Origin of the sequence: Vibrio sp. TMPB1044 (assembly GCF_030442075.1) — a bacterium.
GTDB lineage: Bacteria > Pseudomonadota > Gammaproteobacteria > Enterobacterales > Vibrionaceae > Vibrio > Vibrio satsumensis.
Genome location: NZ_JAUJED010000091.1, coordinates 1 through 22605, shown reverse-complemented (window position 1 = coordinate 22605; position 22605 = coordinate 1). Strand labels below are relative to the sequence as shown.

The window sequence follows — 22605 nt, the reverse complement described above, 5'->3', positions numbered from 1 at the left end:
CAAATCACGGTAAGCTACGCTCAATACGATTACTTATTTAAAAATAGCGGCAGCGTTATTGAGAACTAACATGAATGAAGTCACCATACTGATCACCCTCGCCTCAATCCACTTCATCGCTTTGATGAGCCCCGGCCCTGACTTTGCGTTAGTCGTGCAAAATGCGACGCGTCACGGCAGACAAACAGGCTTGTACATCGCGCTTGGCCTATCTTGTGGGATTTTACTGCATTCATTGCTGAGCCTGACGGGAATCAGTTATCTAGTCCACCAGCAACCAACCATATTTGCCATCATCCAATTGGCTGGCGGTAGCTACTTGCTGTATTTAGGCTACGGTGCACTAAAAGCAACCTGGCAACTCATTCAGAACCACGACGATGACGCCGATACCGTCAATTCCAAAGATCTGATTCTCACGAATAAGCGTCAGGCATTTTCGAAAGGGTTTGCGACCAATATTCTCAACCCAAAGGCTTTGGTGTTTTTTATCAGCTTGATGTCGAGCTTAGTGCCTGCCGACATGTCACTTTCAGGCAAAGGGTTTGCACTGCTGATCCTGTTCGGCCTATCACTGTTCTGGTTCTCTCTATTAGCGTGGATGCTTTCTACGAAGGCACTACAAAAGAAGCTGAGTGAAGCGACGGTCTACATTGATGGCTTATGTGGCGTGGTGTTCAGCCTAATTGGCGTCAGTATTCTTTGGCAGTCGCTGTCTGGTCTAATCGCTTAAATTCGAATCAAGATTACAATTCGTTAACAACGCACTGGCTATCTTATCTTTCCACTGCCAATCTAGCTCTGCATATGAAAAGGAGAAGATCATGCAGTGGAAAACAAAACTAACAACCCTCGCCACTTCTACCCTACTTTTTGCCTCTCACGTCAGTTGGGCAAATCAAGCTGCCGATTCCGTCGCTCCCGAACAAAGTAGTGGTTTAGAAACCAAACAACTCGTAAAAGCTAACGACTGGATGGTCACCGCGGCTAACCCTCTGGCCACACAAGCAGGTGCCGATGTACTTGCTCGTGGTGGTAACGCGATTGATGCCATGGTTGCCGTGCAACTGATGCTTGGCTTAGTTGAGCCGCAATCGTCAGGTATTGGTGGTGGCGCGTTCCTTGTTTATTTTGATGGCAAGGACAAGCAACTCAAAACCTACGATGGCCGTGAAACTGCACCACTTGATGCCACACCACGTCTATTCCAAGACGAAAACGGACAACCGCTTAAGTTTTACGAAGCTGTGGTTGGTGGTCGCTCTGTTGCTACACCGGGAACAGTCCAATTGCTGTGGGACACTCACCAGAAGTACGGCAAGCTCGAATGGGCATCACTGATTAAGCCTATTGCTCAGCTGGCTGAAGAAGGTTTTACTATTAGTCCACGTTTAGCGACCTTGATTGAACATGACCAAGAGCGACTAAGCCGCTTTACGACAACTAAAGCCTACTTCTTCAATGCCGATGGCAGCCCGAAAACTGCAGGTACTCTACTTAAGAACCCAGAATACGCTGCAACGTTAAACGCTATCTCAAAGGATGGTGCTAAGGCTTTCTATCAAGGCGAGATTTCTACTGACATCATCAACACTGTGCAAACGGCTAAAGGTAACCCGGGCGTCTTGGCACAAAAAGACTTCGATGCGTATTCAATTAAGCAACGTGAACCGGTTTGTTCCGCTTATGAGAGTTACGATATCTGTGGAATGGGACCACCAAGTTCAGGCGCATTAACGGTTGGACAGATCTTAGCGATGACCGAGCAGTTTGACCTCAAATCCTGGGGGCCTAACGATGCGAGATCTTGGCAAGTGTTAGCGGACGCTTCTCGCCTAGCCTTTGCAGACCGCGGGATGTACATGGCAGACCAAGATTACGTACCAATGCCAACTCAAGGGTTAGTGAATACTGACTATTTGCAGGAACGTGCCCAGTTAATTACCGCAGGTAAGGCACTAGAGAGTGCGCCATCAGGCACCCCGCCGTGGGATCACGCAATGCTGCGCAGCCAAGATGTATCTATTGAACTGCCGTCCACCAGCCACTTCAATATTGTTGATAGCGATGGCAATGTCGTTTCGATGACTACCACGATTGAGAATGCCTTTGGCTCACGCTTGATGGTGAGAGGCTTCCTACTCAACAATGAGCTAACGGACTTCTCATTCAAGACGCACAACGATGGTAAGCCTATCGCCAACCGACTTGAACCGGGCAAGCGTCCACGCTCTTCAATGGCACCCACCATAATCATGCAAGACGATAAGCCTTACATGGCGATTGGTTCTCCGGGCGGCAGTCGAATCATAGGTTACGTGGCACAAGCAATCATTGCCCATACCCAGTGGGACATGGATATTCAGCAAGCGATCAACCAACCACACTTCCTAAACCGTTTCGGAACCTTAGATTTGGAAAAAGGAACATCAGCGGAAAACTTCAAACCTGAGCTAGAAAAGATGGGATTTGAGGTCAACGTTCGCGATCTTAACTCCGGTTTACACGCTATTCGTCTCACAAAAGATGGTCTAGAAGGCGCTGCAGACCCTCGTCGTGAAGGTGCAGCCATTGGTCAGTAGAGAATAATTCTCCCTTTTTACTCGCTGCCTTGTGCGAGATCTCTCACAAGGCAGTGAGTAAATATCGATATTTAACTGCGAAATTAAGCACCCATACACTGTAACCAATTGAAATTAAACAATACGTACATTTATCATTCAAATAATTATATAGAAATTCGCTTATGCACCATTGCTGATAAATAAGGAATCGGTAATATGAGTGGTGTCGGAAGGATGCTGACACGGAACAGGAAACGCCAAGGATTTGGTTATCTTCAGGATGAAGATTCGATTACTCAGGATGAATAATCGGCATGGATAGCGAAATGGACATTGAATGGACGCAATAGTAACTAGGATGGTTGCTACTAAGGAAAGACAATGGACACCTCTGGATGAGGAAAGGACTGAACATCAGGATGATGTAAAGGACACCGCTCAAGGAACAAGTGACGCGCGCTAACGAGGATTGTTGGCAGATCAGGATAAGATCAAGGACACCGCTAGGAAGGCGACGAAAGGAATACGCTGAAGGATAACAGCACACTATCATGGATTTGATGCATGGAGCACACTTAGTAGCCGGATTGCTGCGAGTAAGACTATAGACCCCGATGAGCGCAAGCTTTCGGGGTTTTTCTTTATCTGTCGTCCCACCATCTCTTCCCCTAAAACAAACAAATCAAAGACCTTTGATTACAATTCTGACATTTAAACCATTCACTTCTTAACCACTTCCGAGTAACGTAAGTCTTACTAGGCTCAACTAGTTTCATAACCATAATTAAAATAAGGACAAATTCATGTCACACGTTACCTTCAAAGGCGCTGCTGTACCGCTAACTGGCACATTCCCACAAACTGGCGAACAGGCACCAAGTTTTGCACTGACTGCAGGCGATCTTTCTGAACTGACTCTTGCTTCCCTTGAAGGCAAGAAAGTGGTTCTAAACATCTTCCCAAGCATCGACACAGCCACTTGTGCAACGAGCGTACGCACGTTCAACGCAAAAGCGGCAGAGCTTGAGAACACGGTTGTTGTTTGTATTTCTGCTGACCTACCGTTTGCTGCGGGTCGCTTCTGCGAACTAGAAGGCATTGAAGGCGTTCAACACGCCTCAACTTTCCGTTCTCCTGCATTCGCATCAGACTACGGCGTAGCGATCGCTGAAGGCCCACTATCAGGCCTAACAACACGCGCAGTTGTCGTTGTTGATGAAAAAGGTGTGGTAACACACAGCGAGTTGGTTGCAGAGATCACTGAAGAACCAAACTACGAAGCGGCACTTGCTGCACTGTAAGTCTCCTTCCTAGGCAGAAATGCCTTAAGCTCGATTCAGCCTATTCAGCACAGTACCGAGCAATAAAAAAGAGCAGCCATTGGCTGCTCTTTCTGTTTTTTATACGGATTACTTTTCAATGCTGAATAGTTTCAGATATCGAACTATTTTCTACATGCTGAAGTAGCAAATTACAACTGTTCTAAACGAGCATAAGCCGTTACTAACCACTTGATGCCTTCACCGTTAAACGCGACTTGAACTCGGCTCTGCGGGCCACTTCCCTCGAAGTTGATGATGGTACCTTCACCAAATTTAGGGTGCTTAACGCGAGATCCCAAGCTAAAGCCTGTTTCGTTGAAATTCTCTTTCACGGCAGTTTGGCTAAAACGCCCACTGCTTGCTGGACGGCTCACTTGCGCTTTCATACGAACTTCATCCAGACATGTCTCTGGTAGTTCACGTATAAAGCGTGATGGTTTGTGGTACTTGTCCTGACCGTACAAGCGACGCATCTCAGCGTAAGTGATATAAAGCTTCTCCATCGCACGGGTCATGCCTACATAGCACAAGCGACGTTCTTCTTCTAAACGTCCCGCTTCTTCTGCAGACATCTGGCTTGGGAACATGCCTTCTTCCACACCCACCATGAATACTATTGGGAACTCTAGGCCTTTGGCACTGTGCAGGGTCATTAACTGAACCGCATCATCAAACTCATCAGCCTGACCTTCACCCGCTTCCAAAGCTGCATGAGTCAAGAATGCCGTTAGCATGCTCATTTCATCTGCTTCTTCTGGCTTCTCGAACTGACGAGTTGCCGTTACCAATTCTTCCAAGTTCTCAATACGCGCTTTCGATTTCTCGCCTTTCTCTTGCTCGTACATCGCAAATAGACCCGACGACTTAATCACATGGTCGGTTTGTTCATGCAGGCTAAGTTCTAGCGTATCATCTTCAAGCGCATTAATAAGCTCGATAAAGCGACTCAATGCACCCGCAGCACGACCGGGGAGCACTTGTTCTTCTATCAAAGCAACACTTGCTTCCCACATGGTTGCACCACGATCACGAGCTGCAAGACGAATCGTTTCTAACGTTTTATCACCCAAGCCACGCGTTGGCGTATTGACGACACGCTCAAATGCAGCATCATTACTGCGATTACTCATTAGGCGCATGTAGCTCAAAGCATCTCTGATTTCTTGACGCTCGAAGAATCGCATGCCGCCGTAGATTCGGTAAGGCAGACCACCTTGAATCAAAGCTTCTTCAAGAACACGCGATTGGGCGTTATTACGATAAAGCATTGCCGTATCTTCTAGCGCGCCGCCTTTCTCCTGCCACTCTTTGATTTTGCTGACCGTAAAACGCGCTTCATCGAGCTCGTTGTATGCTGAGTACACAGAGATTGGCTCGCCATCGTTACCATCGGTCCACAGCTCTTTACCCATACGTTCAGTGTTGTTCGAGATAAGCTCATTCGACGCCTGTAGAATGGTTTTGGTTGAACGGTAGTTTTGTTCGAGTCGAACCGTCGAAGCTCCTGGGAATTCATCCAAGAACTTCTGAATATTTTCGATCTTCGCACCACGCCAGCCATAAATAGATTGGTCATCATCACCCACGATCATCACACGACAATCCGGGCCAGCCATCATACGTAACCAAGCGTATTGGATGTTGTTGGTATCTTGGAATTCGTCGACAAGAATGTGCTTAAAGCGAGCTTGGTAGTGTTCGCGGATGTGTTTCTTATCGCGCAATAATTCATGCGATCTCAACAAGATTTCAGCAAAGTCGACCAAGCCAGCACGATCACACGCTTCTTGGTAAGCAGAATAGATCTTTAACCACGTTTGAGTTATTGGATCATGGTAGGCGTCAATGTGACTTGGGCGCAGACCTTCGTCTTTCTTGCCATTGATCCACCAAGAAGCTTGCTTGGCAGGCCACTGCTTTTCATCAAGGTTTTGCGCCTTGATTAAGCGGCGTAGCAAACGAATCTGATCATCAGAATCTATGATCTGGAAATCTTCTGGCAGTTTTGCATCGAGGTAGTGAGCACGAAGGATGCGGTGACAAATACCGTGGAAGGTGCCGTTCCACATGCCTGACGAGCTGCCCATCATCAGCTCTTCAATACGACCACGCATCTCTGCTGCCGCTTTGTTGGTGAAGGTAACCGACATGATAGAGAACGGCGATGCTTGCTCTACGCTTTGCAGCCAAGCGATGCGATGCACCAACACTCGCGTTTTACCACTGCCAGCACCTGCCAGAATAAGTAGGTTTTCTAAAGGTGCTGCGACCGCCTCACGTTGTTTATCGTTTAGGCCATCGAGTAAAAGCGAAGGATCTATCATTGGATATGCTCACTACTGGGTATTTATACATAAAAGCTGATTATAACCTAAACACTAGGCTGCGTTTAGGATAATAAGAAGAAAAAACAATCAAAAAATAACATCATATAATCAGCAACTTAATAGCTAACACATCATTAATATTGATATTTTTTATAATGCAGTGAAATTATTTCCGAGTTCTTCCTATCCTTTTTAGTAAGCAAGTTAACAACTTATTAACCTGCGATATAAAAATACTATTAAGTCCTAGAGGGAATGACTATGAAAAATTCTAATCTTGCTGTTACAGCTGCAATCACAAGTGTACTAGCGTTCGGCGGTGCAGTTCTTACATCAGCACCTGCGGAAGCAGCAGCGAAAGAAAAATGCTACGGCGTGGCAAAAGCTGGCCAAAATGATTGTGCAACCAAAACAAGCTCATGTGCAGGTACGGCAAAAGAAGACAACCAATCAGATGCATTCGTAGTCGTTCCTAAAGGACTATGTGGCAAGTTATCAGGTGGTAGCACCCAATCATCATAATTGAGCTGCTTAGTATGGTGGGCTGACATTCAGCTCACCTCCACTTCCAATTAGGAGAACCGTTGTGACTCAAACTCTTCACCCCAATGCAGGGGTTGGCCTTAGAACACCGCACTTAGATTTCTTTAGCCAAAATCCATCTCTAGTGAGTTGGTTAGAGGTTCACAGCGAGAACTACTTTTTAGCTCAATCACCGCAACGCCAACAACTCAGAGAAATTCGTAACGCACACAGCATAAGTTGCCACGGTGTTGGGTTGTCTCTCGGTTCTGTTGAGCGCATCAACCCAAATCACTTACTGCAGTTAAAAGATCTGATTGATGATATCGACCCCTTCTTGGTTTCTGATCATCTCAGCTGGAGTCAGACTGGCGGTCATTACTTCAATGACTTGCTGCCGCTGCCTTATACCGAAGAGGCGTTAGAAGTCTTTTGCCGTAATGTCATCGAGGTTCAAGACAGCCTGCAACGCCCGATGCTGATTGAAAATCCATCGAGTTATCTAGCCTTCAAGCATTCAACCATCCCTGAGTGGGAGTTTTTGGCTGAGGTACAAAAGCGTACTGAGTGTCGCCTACTGCTCGATTTCAATAATATTTTCGTCTCATCTTTTAATCATGGCTTTAGTTGTGAAGAGTACTTAAGCGGAATACCTGCAGACAAAGTGGAAGAGATTCACTTGGCAGGTTTTACCAAAAAGAAGCTTGAACAAGGTGAGATCTGGATAGACACACACAGTAAACCTGTCTGTGACGAAGTGTGGAAACTCTACACTGACTGGGTAGCACAACATGGTTTGCGCCATACCTTGATTGAGTGGGATCTCGATATCCCAGAGCCACAAGTTTTATTGGCTGAAGCAACCAAAGCCAGTGACATCTTGTATCAACACGACAAGTTCAACCAAAGGAGTCGCGCATCATGAGCCACTCCCTAGCAGATGTTCAATTGGAATTTGCTAACGCCCTGCGCTACCAAAACAATGGTGAGCACTGCAACATAGTGAGCGACCATTTTACCGATGAACAGCGAATCCAGATTTACCGTAATAACTTTGTGATCAGCTTGAGCGAAGTTCTGGCAGCAACCTACCCACTCACTGAAATGTTGGTTGGTGAAGAGTGCTTCCAACAGATGGCTCGTCAACATGTCTTAAGTTATCCATCTACTTCTGGTGATGTGAGTGGTTACGGTGAACATTTTGAACAGACTATCAAAGCCTTTCCTGCCGTTATTGAGGCTGCACCTTATCTCGGTGAAGTGGCTTTGTATGAATGGCAGAAAGACAGTTTGATAAGGTGTACGTCACAAGCACATGTCGACCAGAGACCTCTTTCTTGTCTAGCAGATGTACCACAAGAACGACAAGGCGCTTTGGTCTTTCATCTCAAAGATTCAATAACACTGATTCATTCTAGTTACACGATTATCGCGCTTGAGCAGGCGATTTATCAGCAACAGCTCGACGGGTTAGACATCAACCAACCTGAATTTGGGGTGTTAATCCGAGCTGAGAATTCACAGGTTGAGAGTCATTGTTTGACAGAAGAATGCCACCAACTATTAACTGAATTGCAATCGGATCAAGCGCTCGCTGAGATTGACCCTTCACTACTACAACATCTGAATACTGTCATGGCGCTTAACGTCATCTCAGGTTTTTCAATCGATGCCGAATTGGAGACATAATATGGATAACAACACAGTCACGAACATGATGGCTCAATACGACAATTTGATTGAGAAATCACAGGCACTTTTTGTTCCTGTCCTACTTCTGTTTTGCCGCCTATGGGTGGCGTGGGTCTTCTTTAACTCTGGGCTCACCAAGATAGCAACCTGGGATAGCACGCTTTACTTGTTTGAGTTGGAATACCAAGTGCCACTGCTACCTTGGGAATTAGCGGCTTACATGGGTACCGCCGCTGAGTTAATTCTGCCGGTGTTCTTAGCGCTCGGTTTATTAACACGACCTATGGCTGCGGTGTTGTTCGTTTTCAATATCATTGCCGTTGTGTCATACCCTGTATTGTGGGCGCAAGGCTTCTACGATCATCAGCTTTGGGGATTAATGATTCTTATCGTTGTCGTGTGGGGACCAGGACCATTTTCATTGGATAGAATCTTAAAAAAGCAATTTAGCAACTAGTCCTCATCACTGGCCCAAAACGCAAAAAACCACTCAATTGAGTGGTTTCTTTTTAACTGGGATAAGCTTACTTATTCAGAAAAGCTTGTAGCTCTTCAGCAGAGATACCTTGCTCGGCTAGCTCTTTTGCTAGTAGCTGAACCTGCTCACCCTTACGAGACTCTACCACACGCTGAAATTGGTAAATGATGTCTCGTAAAGTATCGATTGGAACTTGTTTTGCCGCACTGCGAATACGCTCTTCACTTTGGTTGCCTAGCTCTTTAAGCAGTTTACCAAACATGACCTTTTCAGGTGCATCTTCCATTTGTTCTAAGACGCGCGCCATTTCGTAGGTTGTTAATGACATTACAGTATTTTCCGTTGGGGACTAACGTTTCAATGAGTGACAAATATACCATGTTTTAACGTTTCGCAAACCGCCATTTGTATATTTTGTCACCCTTGAGACTTACGCCTTGGCAAACGTCGTGTGCCACGACTTACCTGCTTTGCTCGCAAGCACTAATAATGCCGGAACAATAAGGAACATTTGCAGCGCAATCATCACTTGCGACGTTAAATCAAGACGCTGCATGGTACCAACAAGTAATCCTGAACCGCTCATCTGGAACAAGCCAAGCAACGCAGCTGCGGTACCCGCACGATCACCAAAAGGTTCAAGCGCCTTACCAGCTGCGGCACCGAGAATCCAAGCAAAGCCCACTGAAGATAAGAAGATTGGCAGCATGAATGCGATTGGGCTAGCGTGTTCTGCAAGCACTAACATAATCACGCCCGCTAAACCTAGCGTTGAGATACCAACGACCAGTGCTTTATAGGTACCAAAACGGTCCATAAATTTAGGTGCAGTAAACGCAGCTACGATGTTGATGGCTGCATTAACACCAAACCAGAAAGTAAACTCTTTCATGGTCAAGCCTAGATTCTCCATCAACACAACCGGTGCCGAGGTTACATAAGCTAGGATGACCGCCATCGCCATCAGACACAAGGTTGCGTGGAAAAGGAATGATGGTGTTTTCAATACTGACCAGTATCGCTCAAGCTTGAACACCGCAACCTTTTCTGTCGCAGGGTTGGACTCTTTCATTTGGAAGAATAAGATAGTGCCAACAACGACTGCGAAGCCTGCCATAAAACTAAAGTTCGAACGCCAACCAAATTGATGAGTTAACCAAGCACCCAGAATCGGTGCCAGCGCAGGAATAAAGCAAATTGCACCGTTAAGGTAACTGATCATACGGCCACTTTTCTCCGGGCCAAATAGATCGCGAACCGTCGCAAAGGCTGCTACAGAAGTCGCACAAGCTCCTAAGCCTTGTAGCAGCCGAGCTATTAGCATCATATCAATCGATTGAGCTGCCCACGCCAAGCAAGCACTCAATGCATAGATACTAACACCTCCCAATGCAACGGTTCGACGTCCTAACTTATCAGCCAAAGGACCTGCAAATAATTGCCCGACACCCATGGCGAATAAAAACCAAGTAATCGTATCTTGTGCTAATGCGTGTTCCACGTGAAACGCTGTTGAAATTTGTGGCAGAGCTGGAAGATAAATATCTATAGCCAAAGGGCTAAATAGAACCAGCATTGCCAATAAAGCAACCTGCAGTTTACTAGGGGTTGGAAGCGCGTTAGAAGGCACAAGATTCTCCGAATGAGTTAATTTAGGTGCATAATAACCAACTAAAGATATGAACAAAAATGGCATATACTCATTAGCATTATTCCAAATAGGAAACTCACATGAATATCGAGAAACTATCACGCCTCGACCTCAATCTATTGGTTTGCTTGCAGGTACTGATGGAAGAGCTGAGTGTCACTCGCACCGCACATCGATTATGCTTGAGCCAGTCAGCGGTGAGTAAGTCGCTAGCCAAGCTTCGTGAACAATTTAATGATCCCCTTTTTACACGAAGTGCTCATGGCCTACGACCAACACCGAAAGCTGTTTTCCTTAAGCCTCGGTTAGAAACGTTGATCAACCAACTTGATCTGATCACTCAGCCTGAGACCTTCATTCCCAACAACAGTGACCACAGTTTTCACATTGCGGCTGTTGAAAGTGTGTACCCGCTGATTCTTCCCCACTTCTTACCGGCTATATTTCGACAAGCCCCTAAAGTGAATATCAACACCCACGCTTGGACCGAGCAAACCTTTAAGAAATTACAGCTAGGTGAGCTCGATATCGGACTCACAGGTAGAGACATCGACATCAACGACGCGCGTTTAACCATGCTGCCGCCAGATGATATTTGCGAACAGGAGATCTACCGTGATGCACAGATGTGTGTATTAAGACGCAACCACCCTGCTCTGAGCGGTAAATGGGATCTGCAAACCTATCTTGCACAACGTCATGTACAAGTAAGATGTGATGGTAATGATCGTTGGTTACTAGACTACAAACTGGCTGATCTTGGCCATCAACGTGATATCGCTATTTCTGTTCCAGATTTCAATAGCGCTGCAAGCCAGTGCACCTACACCGACTTTGTGTTTACGGCACCAAGCCACTTTACTTACCTCGTTGCCAAGCAACTCGACTTGGTGGTTGTTCCTTTACCAATGGAATTCCCGCCAATGGCATACACTCTGTTTTGGCACCGTGACAGAGAAAATGACCCAGCCTTAACTTGGCTGCGAGATATCATCAAAGAAAAAACTCTGCACCTTAGATAAAAATGGCGTACAGCGTTTGCAGCAAACGAACAAAAGCGCTAGCTTATTGACCTAATAAGTCCCCTCATAGGTATATCGACTGTGAGTGTTAACAAGGACCCTAACAATAAGGATAAAGACAGATGCACAATATCACTGCTGAACGCGTTGCTGCGGTTAGAGCTTGGCTTAAAACAAACAACCTAGATGCCGTTATCATTCCACACGAAGACGAATATCTAGGTGAATACGTTCCCACTCATAACGAGCGACTTCACTGGTTAACAGGTTTCACTGGCTCTGCAGGTGCCGCTGTTATTACTCGTGAAACTGCTGCTATTTTTGTTGATGGTCGCTACACCGTTCAGGTTCGTAAGCAAGTACCAGCGGAGTTATTTGAGTATCGCCACCTTATTGAAGAGCCGGCTTTAGATTGGATCATAAATTCATTGCCACAAGGCAGTAAGGTTGCATTCGACCCACGCATGCACACCGCAGCTTGGTTGAAAGGCGCACAAGCAAAACTAGCAGAGAAAGTTGAGCTAACGACACTCTCTTCGAATCCAATTGATGAGCTTTGGTCTGATCGCCCTGAGCCTGTCGTGTCTGATGTGCGCTTAATGGCAACAAATGCCGTTGGTCAATCAAGTGAGAGTAAGCGCTCTGAGATCGCTGGCTTACTAAAAGCAAAAGGTGCGGACGCCGCTATCCTGACCGAGCTTGACTCAATATGTTGGTTGCTTAACATTCGTGGCTTGGACGTATCTCGCCTACCTGTTGTGTTATCCAACGCGATCATCCACGCTGATGAAAGCGTCGACTTCTTCCTAGACCCAGCACGCATCCCGGCAGGCTTTGAAGCTCACGTTGGTAATGGTATTCGCGTTTCTCACCCATCAGAACTTGAAGCACGTCTTCAGTCTCTAGAAGGAAATAATGTGTCTGTCGATTCAGGCACGAGCAATGCTTGGTACACACTGATTCTACAAAACGCTGGCGCTCATATCATTGAAGCAGCAGACCCATGTCTAATGCCAAAAGCCGCTAAGAACGCAACTGAAATCGCGGGCATGAAAGCGTGTCATATTCGTGATGGCGTTGCTATGGCGAAATTCCTATCTTGGATTGATGCCGAAGTCGCGCAAGGTAACCTGCACAACGAAGCGGTATTGGCTGACAAAGTACAATCATTCCGTGAGCAAGACCCGACGCTGATGGACCTAAGTTTTGATACGATTTCTGCAGCAGGCGGAAATGCAGCTATGTGTCACTACAACCACGAGAACCAACCTGAACCAGGTCAGTTAGAACTGAATACTTTGTACCTAGTCGATTCAGGCGGCCAGTATCTAGATGGTACGACCGACATCACTCGTACTATCGCGATTGGCCAACCAAGCGACGAAATGATTCAGCAGTTCACTCTCGCACTGAAAGGTCATATCGGTATCGCACGAGCTCGTTTCCCACAAGGCACTCGTGGTTTCCAACTGGATATCCTAGCGCGCCAGCACCTTTGGGCAGAAGGCTTCGATTACGACCACGGTACTGGCCATGGTGTTGGTCACTTCCTAAGTGTTCATGAAGGTCCGCAAAGCATCTCTAAGAAGCTTATCGACGTACCTCTTGTTGAAGGCATGGTGTTATCAAACGAGCCGGGCTACTACCGTGCTGATGAGTTTGGTATTCGTATCGAGAACCTAGAATTGGTTGTTGAGCTACCAACTCAAGGTGACTTCTCCGTATTAACGTTTGAATCGCTAACACGTTGCCCTATCGATAAGCGCAACATCAACGTCGATTTACTGACACGACCTGAACTTGCGTGGCTGAACGATTACCACCAGAAAGTATGGAACGATGTCAGTCCATTAGTTGAAGGTGATACGTTGGAATGGTTACGCCAATCAACAACACCACTTGCTCACGCTTAATGCCTTGCTAGGCAGGTAACTGAGCCAAAACTAGTTGGCTCAGTTAGATATTAAAACGGCTACCCTTAGGTAGCCGTTTCTGTTTGTCGATTTCACATCATTGATGTTTCACGTGGAACATCAGCCAAGATGTTAATTAGCCTGAGTAAGCGCTATGCCAATCGCGCCACACTGGATCAAACCCGCGTTGACGAATCATAGCCTCAACATCAGCCGCACTTCGCTCATCACTTATCTCAAACTGTTCAAGCTCTTCCTCACCCGAAGCATAACCGCCCGGTTGAGTTTTTGACGCAGCAGACATGCTAGTGATACCTAGCGGCAACACGTTATCGCGGAAGGTTGCCGACTCACGAGTAGATAGAGATAACTCGACCTCAGGATTCAAGAGTCGATATGCGCAGATAAGCTGAACCAACTGTTTATCGTTCATGACCGACTTAGGCTGTAAGCCTCCACTAGACTCCCCACCTTCACACGGGCGAAGACGTGGGAATGAAATCGAGTAACGTGTCTGCCAATAAGTACGCTCCAGGTAATCTAAATGAGCAGCAACAAAGAAGCAGTCGGTTCGCCAATCTTCCAAACCAATCAAAGCACCAATACCTATCTTATCAATACCCGCCTTTGCCAAGCGATCAGGGGTTTCAAGACGATATTCAAAATCCATTTTATTGCCACGTAGATGATGCTCAGCGTAGGTCCTTGGTTGATAGGTCTCTTGATAAACCATCACCGCATCTAAACCGAGAGTTTTAAGTTCAGCGTAATCTTGTTGACCAAGTGGCTGCACTTCCATCGCAAGGTAGTTAAATTGCTTTTTGATATTCGGCAACACCTGTCGAAAGTAATTCATCCCAACCTTGGTTTCATGTTCACCGGTGACCAACAAAACACTATCGAACTTCATCTTTTTGATAGCCGCACTTTCAGCATCAATTTCATCCAAAGTAAGCGTGCGGCGCTTGATACGGTTTTCCATTGAAAAACCACAATACGTGCACGCGTTAGCGCACAGGTTAGAAAGGTATAAAGGAATATAAAGCGACATCGTATTACCGAACCGCTTACGTGTTAGCGCCAACGATTGTTGTGCCATCTGCTCTAAGTAAGGTTCTGCTGCCGGAGAAATTAAAGCCTTAAAATCTTCTAAGTCACGTTTGGGTTTACTCAGAGCACGTTCAACATCCGCCGCCGTTTTACTAAAGATGGACATACCAATGTCATCCCAGTTGAGCTGTTTAAATCGATCAACAAACGTCATAGCAATACTACTCGTCTAGGAATGAAGTTAACGGGCTTGAAGCAACCGCATGAGACACTTTTCCTGCAAGTCCAGCGAGGTAAGCCATACGCCCCGCGGCAACTGCCAACTTAAAAGCAATCGCCATTTCAACAGGCTGTTGAGAAGCAGCAATCGCGGTATTCACTAACACTGCGTCTGCGCCCATTTCCATTGCACGTGCTGCATGTGACGGAGCACCAATGCCCGCATCAACAATCACAGGGACATTCGCTTGGTCGATAATGATCTCTAAGAAGTCTGCAGACGCAATACCCTTATTGGAACCAATCGGTGCACCGAGTGGCATCACAGCAGCACAACCAACCTCTTCTAAGCGCTTACACAATACAGGGTCGGCGTGGCAATAAGGCAACACAACAAAGCCATCTTTGACCAGTTGCTCAGCGGCTTTAAGCGTTTCAATAGGGTCTGGCATCAAGTACTTTGGATCTGGGTGAATTTCCAGTTTGAGCCAGTTTGTGCCCAACGCTTCACGAGCCAAATGCCCAGCAAAGATGGCGTCTTTTGCATTCTTCGCACCAGAGGTATTCGGAAGTAGATTAACGCCAGCATCAATAATTGGCTGTAAAATATCATCTTGCTCAGAACGAATATCGACTCTCTTTAGTGCCATGGTTGCCAGTTGAGAACCGGAAGCTTCGATAGCACTCGCCATCAAATGCTTGTTTGCGAACTTGCCGGTTCCAGTGAACAGACGTGATTGAAACGTTTTATCTGCGATGGTTAACATGGTTAGCCCCCTGCAATAGCTTGGAAAAGAGATATAGCGTCGCCTTCATTGACGACCGTTTGTTGCCACTGGCTGCGTGGGACAACCGCATTATTGATTGCAAATACACAACCCAAGTCAGGTAGTGATAAAGCGTGGATAATGTCCGTTAGAGACGACGAGTGCGCTACCTGTTCTGGTTGCTCGTTTATCGAAATCGTTATATGGCTCATTGGGTTTCTTCTTCTAAATGCTTAACTGCAGACGCACTGCACACGGGACATTCACTATCTTGAGTAACCATAAGGTTTTGCCAATTCATCGTCTGGCCATCGAACAGTTTGAGTTGATGTGTTGCGACCTGAAACTCACCACGAGTTAAACGTTGAATAGCAGCTAAAGCTTGAAGGTTACCTATGGTGCCAACAACCGGGCCTATGATGCCGCTATCGCTGCAACGAGTCGTTTGTGGATGATGACTGAACGGGAACAAACAGTGGTAGCACCCTTTCTGATTCTGATAGTCAAATACAATAAACTGGCCTTTCCAACCGATTGCAGAACCAGAAATCAAAGGGGTCTTCGCGCTGAAACATGCCTGGTTAACCTGCTGGCGTGACTCGAAGTTGTCAGTACAATCCAACACGAGATCAGCCAACATTACTTCTAATTCAAGTTGGCTTTCACTCATTCGTTGATTGATGGTTCTTATTTGGCTTCGCCCATTGAGCTCATTCAGTTGTTGTTTAAGTGCTTCGACCTTAGGTGAACCTAATTGGCTCTCCTTAAACGCTACCTGTCTCTGCAGGTTGGACGAATCAACACAATCATCATCGACCAACACAATTCTTCCCACACCAGAAGCTGCGAGATAAAGAGCAGCGGCATTACCCAAACCGCCGCAACCAATCACCAACACATGGCTGTTTAACAGGTTTCGTTGCCCTTGCTCACCAACCTCAGGTAATGCAATTTGTCGTTGGTAACGAATGAACTCAAAGTCACTCAGCATAGCTAGGCTCCTGCATAACCTCTTCTTTGGTAGTCGGAGGTTTAGGCGTCATCAGTTTTTCGAAAAATTCGATCACTTTTTGTGGGTCTTCCGCCAATGTAATCGCACGAACAACCGCTAAGCTCGATACACCACAATTCCAAACTTGCGCAGCTGTCGATTGGTCAATACCGCCAATAGCAACCGTCGGATAACCAACAAGCTTTTCTGTGTATGGGATGGTATCAATTAGCTGTTGGTACAGAGATAAACGAACTAAACCCTGAGGCTTCGATGGCATCTGTTTAGTTGTTGTTGGGAAGATGTGCCCCAGCGCAATATAGCTTGGGTTGATTTGCACAATACGTAGCAACTCGTAATAACCATGAGTCGATAGACCGATCTTAATACCCGCTTGGCTCAGTTGGGAAAGGTTTGATTCTTCAATATCCTCTTGCCCAAGGTGTACACCAAAAGCACCATGCTTGAGCGCAAGCTGCCAGTAATCGTTAATAAAAACCTGAGCGTTATGTTCTCGACCAAGTTCGATAGATCGCGCCACTTGTTGCTCCAAGTCGGCTTGTTGAGGGTTCTTAATACGCAGTTGGACAGTGTTGATTCCAAGCTTGAGCAGCCTTTCGATCCACTCAATATCATCAACAACCGGATATAAGCCGAGGCTATTTTTGCTCAACTCAGGGAAGGAAAGTGATGTCCCTTGGTTGGCCCAACCGACACTTATATCCAGTCGTTCATCTTCTAGAACTGGGATAGGAAAATTTTGATAGTGTGCTGGCCATGTTCCACGTGAAACATTTGATGCAGCGCGAGCTAAAACCAGCGCGTCTTCCAATGGAAATTCCAACGCCAATAAAGTAAGTAACCAAGCGAAGTGACCACGATTATCTAATTCTTGATGAGCTGTAGTGTCACTCTTGATAACGCGATTAGCATTTAAGTGTGACCAGATATCTAACACAGCTGAATCATCGGAGACTCCGATATAGACGGTGTTCGAAGCTTGGGTCAAAGCAGAACACACATCGGTCAACGCAACTGAATTACTGTAATCAACAACATGGCTCAGTTGCGCTAACTGACACTCCGCCAATGAATCAACATCACGAGCAAAGCCAATAGATAATGCTTGTTGAGCATAAACGATAGAGAAGTATTGAGTTGGGCTTACACCCAACTCAACTGCATCAGTTGCTAAACCTTGTCGCTTAGCAACCAATAGACAGTTTTGAACCTCCCCCGTTAACTCGATGTATTGAGATGGGATGAGAATCTTCACTGTCATTATTCCTCTAATTGAGCTTCTTTTGCGCCTACAGCAAGGTGATAAAGTTCAGAGCCAGTATCACGGAACTCTTGCGATTTTTGACGCATTCCCTCCAACGGGTTATCTAGCATCTTAATCTCTATAGCCTGATCTGCAGCTACTTGTTCTGTGTCTTTCGCATACTCTCGAACTTCTTGAGAAATCTTCATCGAGCAGAACTTAGGTCCACACATAGAGCAGAAGTGAGCAACCTTGCCCGACTCTTGTGGCAGAGTTTCATCGTGGAAAGAACGTGCTGTTTCTGGATCTAAAGCTAGATTAAATTGGTCTTCCCAACGGAATTCAAAACGAGCTTTTGATAATGCATTATCTCGGATTTGTGCACCTGGGTGTCCTTTGGCCAAGTCTGCTGCATGTGCTGCCAGCTTGTAAGTAATCAAGCCAGTCTTCACATCTTCTTTATTTGGTAAGCCCAAATGCTCTTTAGGTGTTACATAACAAAGCATCGCACAGCCGTACCAACCAATCATGGCCGCGCCAATACCAGAGGTAATGTGGTCATAACCCGGTGCGATATCTGTAGTCAGTGGACCTAATGTATAAAAAGGCGCTTCATGGCAGTGCTCTAACTGCTCGTCCATGTTCTCTTTAATAAGGTGCATAGGTACATGTCCAGGACCTTCAATGATCACCTGAACGTCGTATTCCCAAGCCACTTTAGTTAACTCACCTAGAGTACGTAACTCCGAGAATTGAGCCTCATCGTTGGCATCTGCAATAGAGCCAGGACGCAAGCCATCACCTAGTGAAAGAGCAACATCGTACTTCGCACAGATCTCGCAGATCTCGCGGAAGTGTGTGTATAAGAAGCTTTCTTGGTGATGTGCAAGACACCATTTCGCGATGATAGATCCACCACGAGAGACAATGCCAGTCACACGTTTAGCCGTCATAGGAACGTAACGAAGAAGCAAACCGGCATGAATAGTGAAGTAATCAACGCCCTGCTCCGCTTGTTCAATCAAGGTATCGCGCATCACTTCCCAGTTAAGGTCTTCGGCTACGCCATTCACTTTCTCAAGCGCCTGATACATAGGAACCGTACCAATCGGCACCGGGCTATTACGTAGGATCCATTCACGAGTCTCGTGGATATTACGGCCAGTGGAAAGGTCCATTACGGTATCGCCGCCCCAGCGAGTCGACCATACTAGCTTCTCAACTTCTTCTTCAATCGAAGAGCTAACTGAAGAGTTACCGATATTGGCGTTCACTTTCACTAAGAAGTTGCGGCCAATAATCATAGGTTCTGATTCTGGGTGGTTGATGTTCGAAGGGATGATAGCTCTGCCTTCAGCGACCTCTTTACGCACGAACTCAGGGGTAATTTCTTTAGGTAGGTTGGCGCCAAAGTTATGGCCAGGGTGTTGGTGATTAAGTTGTTCGTCAGCAAACTTCTGACGTCCCATGTTCTCGCGTATCGCAATATACTCCATCTCAGGAGTGATAATACCCTGACGAGCATAATGCAGTTGAGTTACACATTGGTCGCCAGTAGCACGACGAATTCTAGGCAGGTTTCCGTAACGAAGGTCGTCTAGGGTTTCATCTTCTAAACGTTCTTTGGTGTAAACAGAGCTTACATCATCGAGCAATTCCGTATCGCCACGCTCTTCAATCCATTGCTCTCGCAACTTAGGAAGGCCGCTATAAAGGTCTATTTCATGCGTAGGATCGGTATAAACACCGGAGGTATCGTAGACATGAATAGGCTCATTAGATTCGAATACAGGCTCTTTTTTGGTGCCACCGACAAGGCTATCTGCGAGTGATATTTCTCGCACAGGGACTTGGATATCTTCTCGAGATCCTTGGATGTAAGCTTTTTTTGAATTTGGATAGGGTTGTACGGATAAAGAATCAATGAAATTCTTCGCTTCCAGTCTTGCTTGTTTACGACTCGACATAGCATTTTTCCTTGGCTTTTAGCCATTATTTATTGGGATAAAAATGCTTGACGGATTAGATGCTACAAGAGGGATCACGGTAAGAAATACAGTTGTGATCTGGAGATAGATCTCTAGAAGGATTCTAGTTAGATATCTACTCTTGTTCCCTTCGCAGGTATTAGCCTGATCAGGTTCAACGGATCCCGAGTTAACGGTCTCAGCCATATGGCACTCCGACAAGTTCGATCGAGTATATAAAAACGGCTTGGATAAACCAAGCCGAGTTGTTAACAAATCGTAAGAAAGTTTTAAGACTTTATCAAAAGTTGGAAGCCGATCCATGCTGCTGAAATACTGAGAACCACGTTGAGCAACACATTAAGCCCCATCTTAAAGAAAGCGCCCTGCTGCATAAGAAGCACGTTATCCATCGAAAATGTAGAGAACGTAGTCAGTGCTCCAAGGAAACCGAGGCCAATGATCTGTCTCCATGGTTCAGTCGCAATCATCTCATTTTCGAATGCGGCGATGAGCAAGCCCATAATCAAAGAGCCGATCACGTTAACGGTCAACGTACCGTAAGGAAAGCCACGCCCTAACATCACTACACATAACTCTGAAATCAAATAGCGCGAACAAGCACCAAATGCGCCACCAATGGCAATAAAACCTAAAATAGATAGCTGACCCATGAATCCTCCCAAATAACAATCCCTATATTCTAGCTTTACCGCCGATAAAAGCGAGGGTAGAAACTAAGAATGCATGCGCAAAAATTAAACGTTACAGGTGTCACTTAACTTCAATATATCCCATTAGTCCCGTTTTCATGTGCTCAATGACATGACAGTGGTACATCCAACGTCCAGAGTTGTCTGCAACAAACGCAGCTTTCGCTCGACCATTTTTCCCAAGTAACACAGTGTCGGTATGGAAGGGTTCTTCAATTTTTTTACCATCAAGTTCCAATACAGTAAATGTATGACCATGAATATGAATCGGGTGATGATATTGAGTGACGTTCTTAAGATCGAATATGTAAGTCTTACCTAACTCTAAAGTCGCCAACGGCTCTGGAATATTGTCTTTGCTCATTCCCTCCCATGCTCGCTTATTAGTAAGCCAAAACTTAGGCATGGACTTACCATCTTTAGATACTGGTGATACCGCCCCTTCCCACTCAAACACAAAATCGATTTCTTCTGCGTTGGCGAGATCTAAGTTAGGCACGGGATTCAGAGGCAATGAAGGAAGTGTTTGGCCTTCTATTAACGTTGAATCTACAACCTCAAACGCACACAAGGAGAACGGAAAACGCCCCTTCATTTGAAGGACACTCACTTGCTCGCCCACCTTAGGAGCAATCAGCCCAAGGTCGACACGCATACCTGGGCCAATTTTATGTTGAGTCAGCTTATAAGGTGTCTTTACAGGGTTACCATCAATGGCAATGACCCATGCTTCTGCCCCTTCAATAGCAATCGGATAGGTAATCGTGTTATCAACATTAGCGATACGGAGCCTAGTCGTTGCATGCTGCTTCAATTGATAGATAGGTTCATGTACTCCATTAACGCTACTCCACTCTCCTGGCGTGCCCATACGAGCGCTGAGGCGGGGAATCATTAAGTCTTTCCACTGACCTTGTTTGTCGATATGCCAATGTTTAAGCATCAGAGCATGCTCTTCATCGAACTGAACTGGCGCGCTCTCTTCAACAATAATAAGGCCGACTAAGCCCATACCCAGTTGTTTAACGCTGTTCATGTGTGGGTGATACCAAAAAGTACCCGCATCTGGTGGGGTAAACTCATAGACAAACGTTTCACCGGGCATAATAGGAGGCTGACTTAAGAAAGGAACCCCGTCCATTTCGATTGGAATTCTCAGTCCATGCCAATGAATTGTCGTCGGTTCTGAAAGCTTGTTGGTAAATCGGATCGTTACCTTTTCGCCTTGTCGACAGCGAATAATCGGCGCTGGAATCTGTCCATTAAAGGCTAAAACATTAGTATTAAACCCCTTTACCAACTCAGCAGTTGAGGGCTCAGCAGTTAAGTCATAAACGAACTTTCCTTGCTCATCAACAGACTGCTTCATTGAACAAGCCGGCAGGACGGTTAGTGCAGATATAGCGAGAGATGATTGAATAAACTTACGACGGGAAATATCCATATTTGTTGCCTTTTAGTAATAACGACCAAAATGTAACAAAATATTGAGAATAATTCTCATAAAGAAGTTTGGTTTGTGCTATCGATTGTTTATAAAAGAAGCTGAGATAAGTAAGCACTTACACTTTTAAGGCTAAGTTCTGTTAAAGATACGAATTATCGAATAAATAGAAAGCAAGAAGATTCCAAGTTTTCTGCGGGGACGCGTAGTCTGGAGCCTTAAATATGCCAGGGGCGCCTAGCTATCCCAACATTACTTTTCAGAAGCAACAGACGTAAAAAAGCCCCAGCATTTCTGCTGAGGCTTTAGTATATGGCAGGGGTGGAGAGATTCGAACTCCCAACACGCGGATTTGGAATCCGCTGCTCTGCCAATTGGAGCTACACCCCTAAAACTTTCATTACTTCAGATTCGAAAAAACCTCGCACTAGGCGAGGTTATCGAATAAGTGGCGGAGTGGACGGGACTCGAACCCGCGACCCCCGGCGTGACAGGCCGGTATTCTAACCAACTGAACTACCACTCCGCAGTGGAAGACTTGTCGTCGCTGACAAGTGTTCAAATTTAAAGCCTGGCGATGTCCTACTCTCACATGGGGAAACCCCACACTACCATCGGCGCTATTGTGTTTCACTTCTGAGTTCGGCATGGAATCAGGTGGGTCCACAATGCTATGGTCGCCAAGCAAATTTTAAAATT

The 22605-nt window shown here is 45.9% G+C and carries 20 protein-coding genes, 2 tRNA genes, 1 rRNA gene and 1 riboswitch; of the genes, 9 read left to right on the top strand and 14 right to left on the bottom strand.

Going from position 1 to position 22605, the window contains the following annotated elements; genetic code table 11:
- Positions 1–70: 70 nt before the first annotated feature.
- The 3 genes from QQ041_RS23860 to tpx all read left to right on the top strand — a co-directional run bounded on the left by QQ041_RS23860 (position 71) and on the right by tpx (position 3865).
- The gene (locus QQ041_RS23860; protein WP_146491421.1) at positions 71–733 is read left to right on the top strand and encodes a LysE family translocator; all 663 of its coding nucleotides are present in this window, start codon (positions 71–73) and stop codon (positions 731–733) included.
- 91 nt (positions 734–824) lie between these two features.
- Positions 825–2582 (top strand): gamma-glutamyltransferase, encoded by a 1758-nt coding sequence (gene ggt, locus QQ041_RS23855; protein ID WP_285955201.1) that lies wholly within the window; start codon positions 825–827, stop codon positions 2580–2582.
- Between the two features lie 785 nt (positions 2583–3367).
- A complete protein-coding gene (gene tpx / locus QQ041_RS23850) occupies positions 3368–3865 on the top strand; it encodes a thiol peroxidase (RefSeq protein ID WP_050635162.1) in 498 nt (165 codons plus the stop codon).
- A 170-nt stretch (positions 3866–4035) separates the two neighbouring features.
- Here the strand turns inward: tpx and uvrD are convergent, their stop codons facing one another.
- Positions 4036–6210: a DNA helicase II gene (gene uvrD / locus QQ041_RS23845; protein WP_146491423.1), complete on the bottom strand. Its 2175-nt coding sequence runs from the start codon at positions 6208–6210 to the stop codon at positions 4036–4038.
- Between the two features lie 264 nt (positions 6211–6474).
- Here uvrD and QQ041_RS23840 point away from each other — a divergent pair, with 264 nt between their 5' ends.
- The 4 genes from QQ041_RS23840 (at position 6475) to QQ041_RS23825 (ending at position 8884) form a co-directional block, all read left to right on the top strand.
- Positions 6475–6735 (top strand): DUF2282 domain-containing protein, encoded by a 261-nt coding sequence (locus QQ041_RS23840; RefSeq protein WP_060983713.1) that lies wholly within the window; start codon positions 6475–6477, stop codon positions 6733–6735.
- A gap of 64 nt (positions 6736–6799) precedes the next feature.
- A complete protein-coding gene (locus QQ041_RS23835) occupies positions 6800–7660 on the top strand; it encodes a DUF692 domain-containing protein (RefSeq protein ID WP_285955200.1) in 861 nt (286 codons plus the stop codon).
- A complete protein-coding gene (locus QQ041_RS23830) occupies positions 7657–8424 on the top strand; it encodes a DNA-binding domain-containing protein (RefSeq protein ID WP_210447892.1) in 768 nt (255 codons plus the stop codon). The genes QQ041_RS23835 and QQ041_RS23830 overlap by 4 nt, the downstream gene beginning before the upstream one ends.
- Position 8425: 1 nt before the next feature.
- Positions 8426–8884, top strand: coding sequence for a DoxX family protein (locus QQ041_RS23825; protein WP_146491426.1), 459 nt, complete (start codon positions 8426–8428; stop codon positions 8882–8884).
- Positions 8885–8951: 67 nt separating this feature from the next.
- On the opposite strand, the gene QQ041_RS23820 is transcribed toward QQ041_RS23825, so the two are convergent.
- Together QQ041_RS23820 and QQ041_RS23815 are read right to left on the bottom strand one after the other, a co-directional pair.
- A complete protein-coding gene (locus tag QQ041_RS23820; RefSeq protein WP_009848181.1) occupies positions 8952–9233 on the bottom strand; it encodes a hypothetical protein in 282 nt (93 codons plus the stop codon).
- 102 nt (positions 9234–9335) lie between these two features.
- On the bottom strand, positions 9336–10535 hold the full coding sequence (locus tag QQ041_RS23815) for a multidrug effflux MFS transporter (RefSeq protein WP_210447893.1): 1200 nt from the start codon (positions 10533–10535) through the stop codon (positions 9336–9338).
- Positions 10536–10636: 101 nt separating this feature from the next.
- Between QQ041_RS23815 and QQ041_RS23810 the strand changes: the two genes are divergently transcribed.
- Both QQ041_RS23810 and QQ041_RS23805 read left to right on the top strand, forming a co-directional pair.
- Positions 10637–11578, top strand: coding sequence for a LysR substrate-binding domain-containing protein (locus QQ041_RS23810; RefSeq protein WP_285955199.1), 942 nt, complete (start codon positions 10637–10639; stop codon positions 11576–11578).
- 122 nt (positions 11579–11700) lie between these two features.
- Positions 11701–13491, top strand: coding sequence for an aminopeptidase P family protein (locus tag QQ041_RS23805; RefSeq protein ID WP_285955198.1), 1791 nt, complete (start codon positions 11701–11703; stop codon positions 13489–13491).
- Between the two features lie 136 nt (positions 13492–13627).
- Here the strand turns inward: QQ041_RS23805 and thiH are convergent, their stop codons facing one another.
- From thiH to rrf, 11 genes are all read right to left on the bottom strand, one after another.
- Positions 13628–14755 (bottom strand): 2-iminoacetate synthase ThiH, encoded by a 1128-nt coding sequence (thiH, locus tag QQ041_RS23800; RefSeq protein WP_146491430.1) that lies wholly within the window; start codon positions 14753–14755, stop codon positions 13628–13630.
- Positions 14756–14762: 7 nt separating this feature from the next.
- Positions 14763–15527 carry a thiazole synthase gene (locus tag QQ041_RS23795; RefSeq protein ID WP_285955197.1) on the bottom strand — a complete coding sequence of 255 codons (765 nt, stop codon included), beginning with the start codon at positions 15525–15527 and terminating at the stop codon, positions 14763–14765.
- A gap of 2 nt (positions 15528–15529) precedes the next feature.
- Positions 15530–15739: a sulfur carrier protein ThiS gene (gene thiS / locus QQ041_RS23790; protein ID WP_146491432.1), complete on the bottom strand. Its 210-nt coding sequence runs from the start codon at positions 15737–15739 to the stop codon at positions 15530–15532.
- The gene (locus QQ041_RS23785; RefSeq protein ID WP_210447896.1) at positions 15736–16518 is read right to left on the bottom strand and encodes a HesA/MoeB/ThiF family protein; all 783 of its coding nucleotides are present in this window, start codon (positions 16516–16518) and stop codon (positions 15736–15738) included. The genes thiS and QQ041_RS23785 overlap by 4 nt, the downstream gene beginning before the upstream one ends.
- Positions 16508–17800 (bottom strand): thiamine phosphate synthase, encoded by a 1293-nt coding sequence (locus QQ041_RS23780; protein WP_285955196.1) that lies wholly within the window; start codon positions 17798–17800, stop codon positions 16508–16510. Before QQ041_RS23780 ends, QQ041_RS23785 begins: the two co-directional genes overlap by 11 nt.
- On the bottom strand, positions 17800–19749 hold the full coding sequence (thiC, locus tag QQ041_RS23775; RefSeq protein WP_285955195.1) for a phosphomethylpyrimidine synthase ThiC: 1950 nt from the start codon (positions 19747–19749) through the stop codon (positions 17800–17802). Before thiC ends, QQ041_RS23780 begins: the two co-directional genes overlap by 1 nt.
- Positions 19750–19878: 129 nt before the next feature.
- A riboswitch (TPP riboswitch) is annotated at positions 19879–19977 on the bottom strand.
- 62 nt (positions 19978–20039) lie between these two features.
- Entirely contained in the window at positions 20040–20423 is a 384-nt protein-coding gene (gene crcB, locus QQ041_RS23770; protein WP_017069597.1) for a fluoride efflux transporter CrcB, read from the bottom strand.
- Between the two features lie 100 nt (positions 20424–20523).
- Positions 20524–21906: a multicopper oxidase family protein gene (locus QQ041_RS23765; RefSeq protein ID WP_285955194.1), complete on the bottom strand. Its 1383-nt coding sequence runs from the start codon at positions 21904–21906 to the stop codon at positions 20524–20526.
- A gap of 313 nt (positions 21907–22219) precedes the next feature.
- Positions 22220–22296, bottom strand: a tRNA-Trp gene (locus QQ041_RS23760).
- Positions 22297–22355: 59 nt separating this feature from the next.
- Positions 22356–22432: transfer RNA gene (locus QQ041_RS23755), tRNA-Asp, on the bottom strand.
- Positions 22433–22475: 43 nt separating this feature from the next.
- Positions 22476–22591 (bottom strand): 5S ribosomal RNA (rrf, locus tag QQ041_RS23750).
- Positions 22592–22605 lie beyond the last annotated feature (14 nt).

What these genes read in the sequence shown, in the direction of transcription:
- QQ041_RS23860 (WP_146491421.1), top strand. Translation starts at nt 71, where the DNA reads ATGAATGAAGTCACCATACTGATCACCCTCGCCTCAATCCACTTCATC.
- ggt (WP_285955201.1), top strand. Translation starts at nt 825, where the DNA reads ATGCAGTGGAAAACAAAACTAACAACCCTCGCCACTTCTACCCTACTT.
- tpx (WP_050635162.1), top strand. Translation starts at nt 3,368, where the DNA reads ATGTCACACGTTACCTTCAAAGGCGCTGCTGTACCGCTAACTGGCACA.
- uvrD (WP_146491423.1), bottom strand. Translation starts at nt 6,210, where the DNA reads ATGATAGATCCTTCGCTTTTACTCGATGGCCTAAACGATAAACAACGT.
- QQ041_RS23840 (WP_060983713.1), top strand. Translation starts at nt 6,475, where the DNA reads ATGAAAAATTCTAATCTTGCTGTTACAGCTGCAATCACAAGTGTACTA.
- QQ041_RS23830 (WP_210447892.1), top strand. Translation starts at nt 7,657, where the DNA reads ATGAGCCACTCCCTAGCAGATGTTCAATTGGAATTTGCTAACGCCCTG.
- QQ041_RS23825 (WP_146491426.1), top strand. Translation starts at nt 8,426, where the DNA reads ATGGATAACAACACAGTCACGAACATGATGGCTCAATACGACAATTTG.
- QQ041_RS23820 (WP_009848181.1), bottom strand. Translation starts at nt 9,233, where the DNA reads ATGTCATTAACAACCTACGAAATGGCGCGCGTCTTAGAACAAATGGAA.
- QQ041_RS23810 (WP_285955199.1), top strand. Translation starts at nt 10,637, where the DNA reads ATGAATATCGAGAAACTATCACGCCTCGACCTCAATCTATTGGTTTGC.
- QQ041_RS23805 (WP_285955198.1), top strand. Translation starts at nt 11,701, where the DNA reads ATGCACAATATCACTGCTGAACGCGTTGCTGCGGTTAGAGCTTGGCTT.
- thiH (WP_146491430.1), bottom strand. Translation starts at nt 14,755, where the DNA reads ATGACGTTTGTTGATCGATTTAAACAGCTCAACTGGGATGACATTGGT.
- QQ041_RS23795 (WP_285955197.1), bottom strand. Translation starts at nt 15,527, where the DNA reads ATGTTAACCATCGCAGATAAAACGTTTCAATCACGTCTGTTCACTGGA.
- thiS (WP_146491432.1), bottom strand. Translation starts at nt 15,739, where the DNA reads ATGAGCCATATAACGATTTCGATAAACGAGCAACCAGAACAGGTAGCG.
- QQ041_RS23785 (WP_210447896.1), bottom strand. Translation starts at nt 16,518, where the DNA reads ATGCTGAGTGACTTTGAGTTCATTCGTTACCAACGACAAATTGCATTA.
- QQ041_RS23780 (WP_285955196.1), bottom strand. Translation starts at nt 17,800, where the DNA reads ATGACAGTGAAGATTCTCATCCCATCTCAATACATCGAGTTAACGGGG.
- thiC (WP_285955195.1), bottom strand. Translation starts at nt 19,749, where the DNA reads ATGTCGAGTCGTAAACAAGCAAGACTGGAAGCGAAGAATTTCATTGAT.
- crcB (WP_017069597.1), bottom strand. Translation starts at nt 20,423, where the DNA reads ATGGGTCAGCTATCTATTTTAGGTTTTATTGCCATTGGTGGCGCATTT.
- QQ041_RS23765 (WP_285955194.1), bottom strand. Translation starts at nt 21,906, where the DNA reads ATGGATATTTCCCGTCGTAAGTTTATTCAATCATCTCTCGCTATATCT.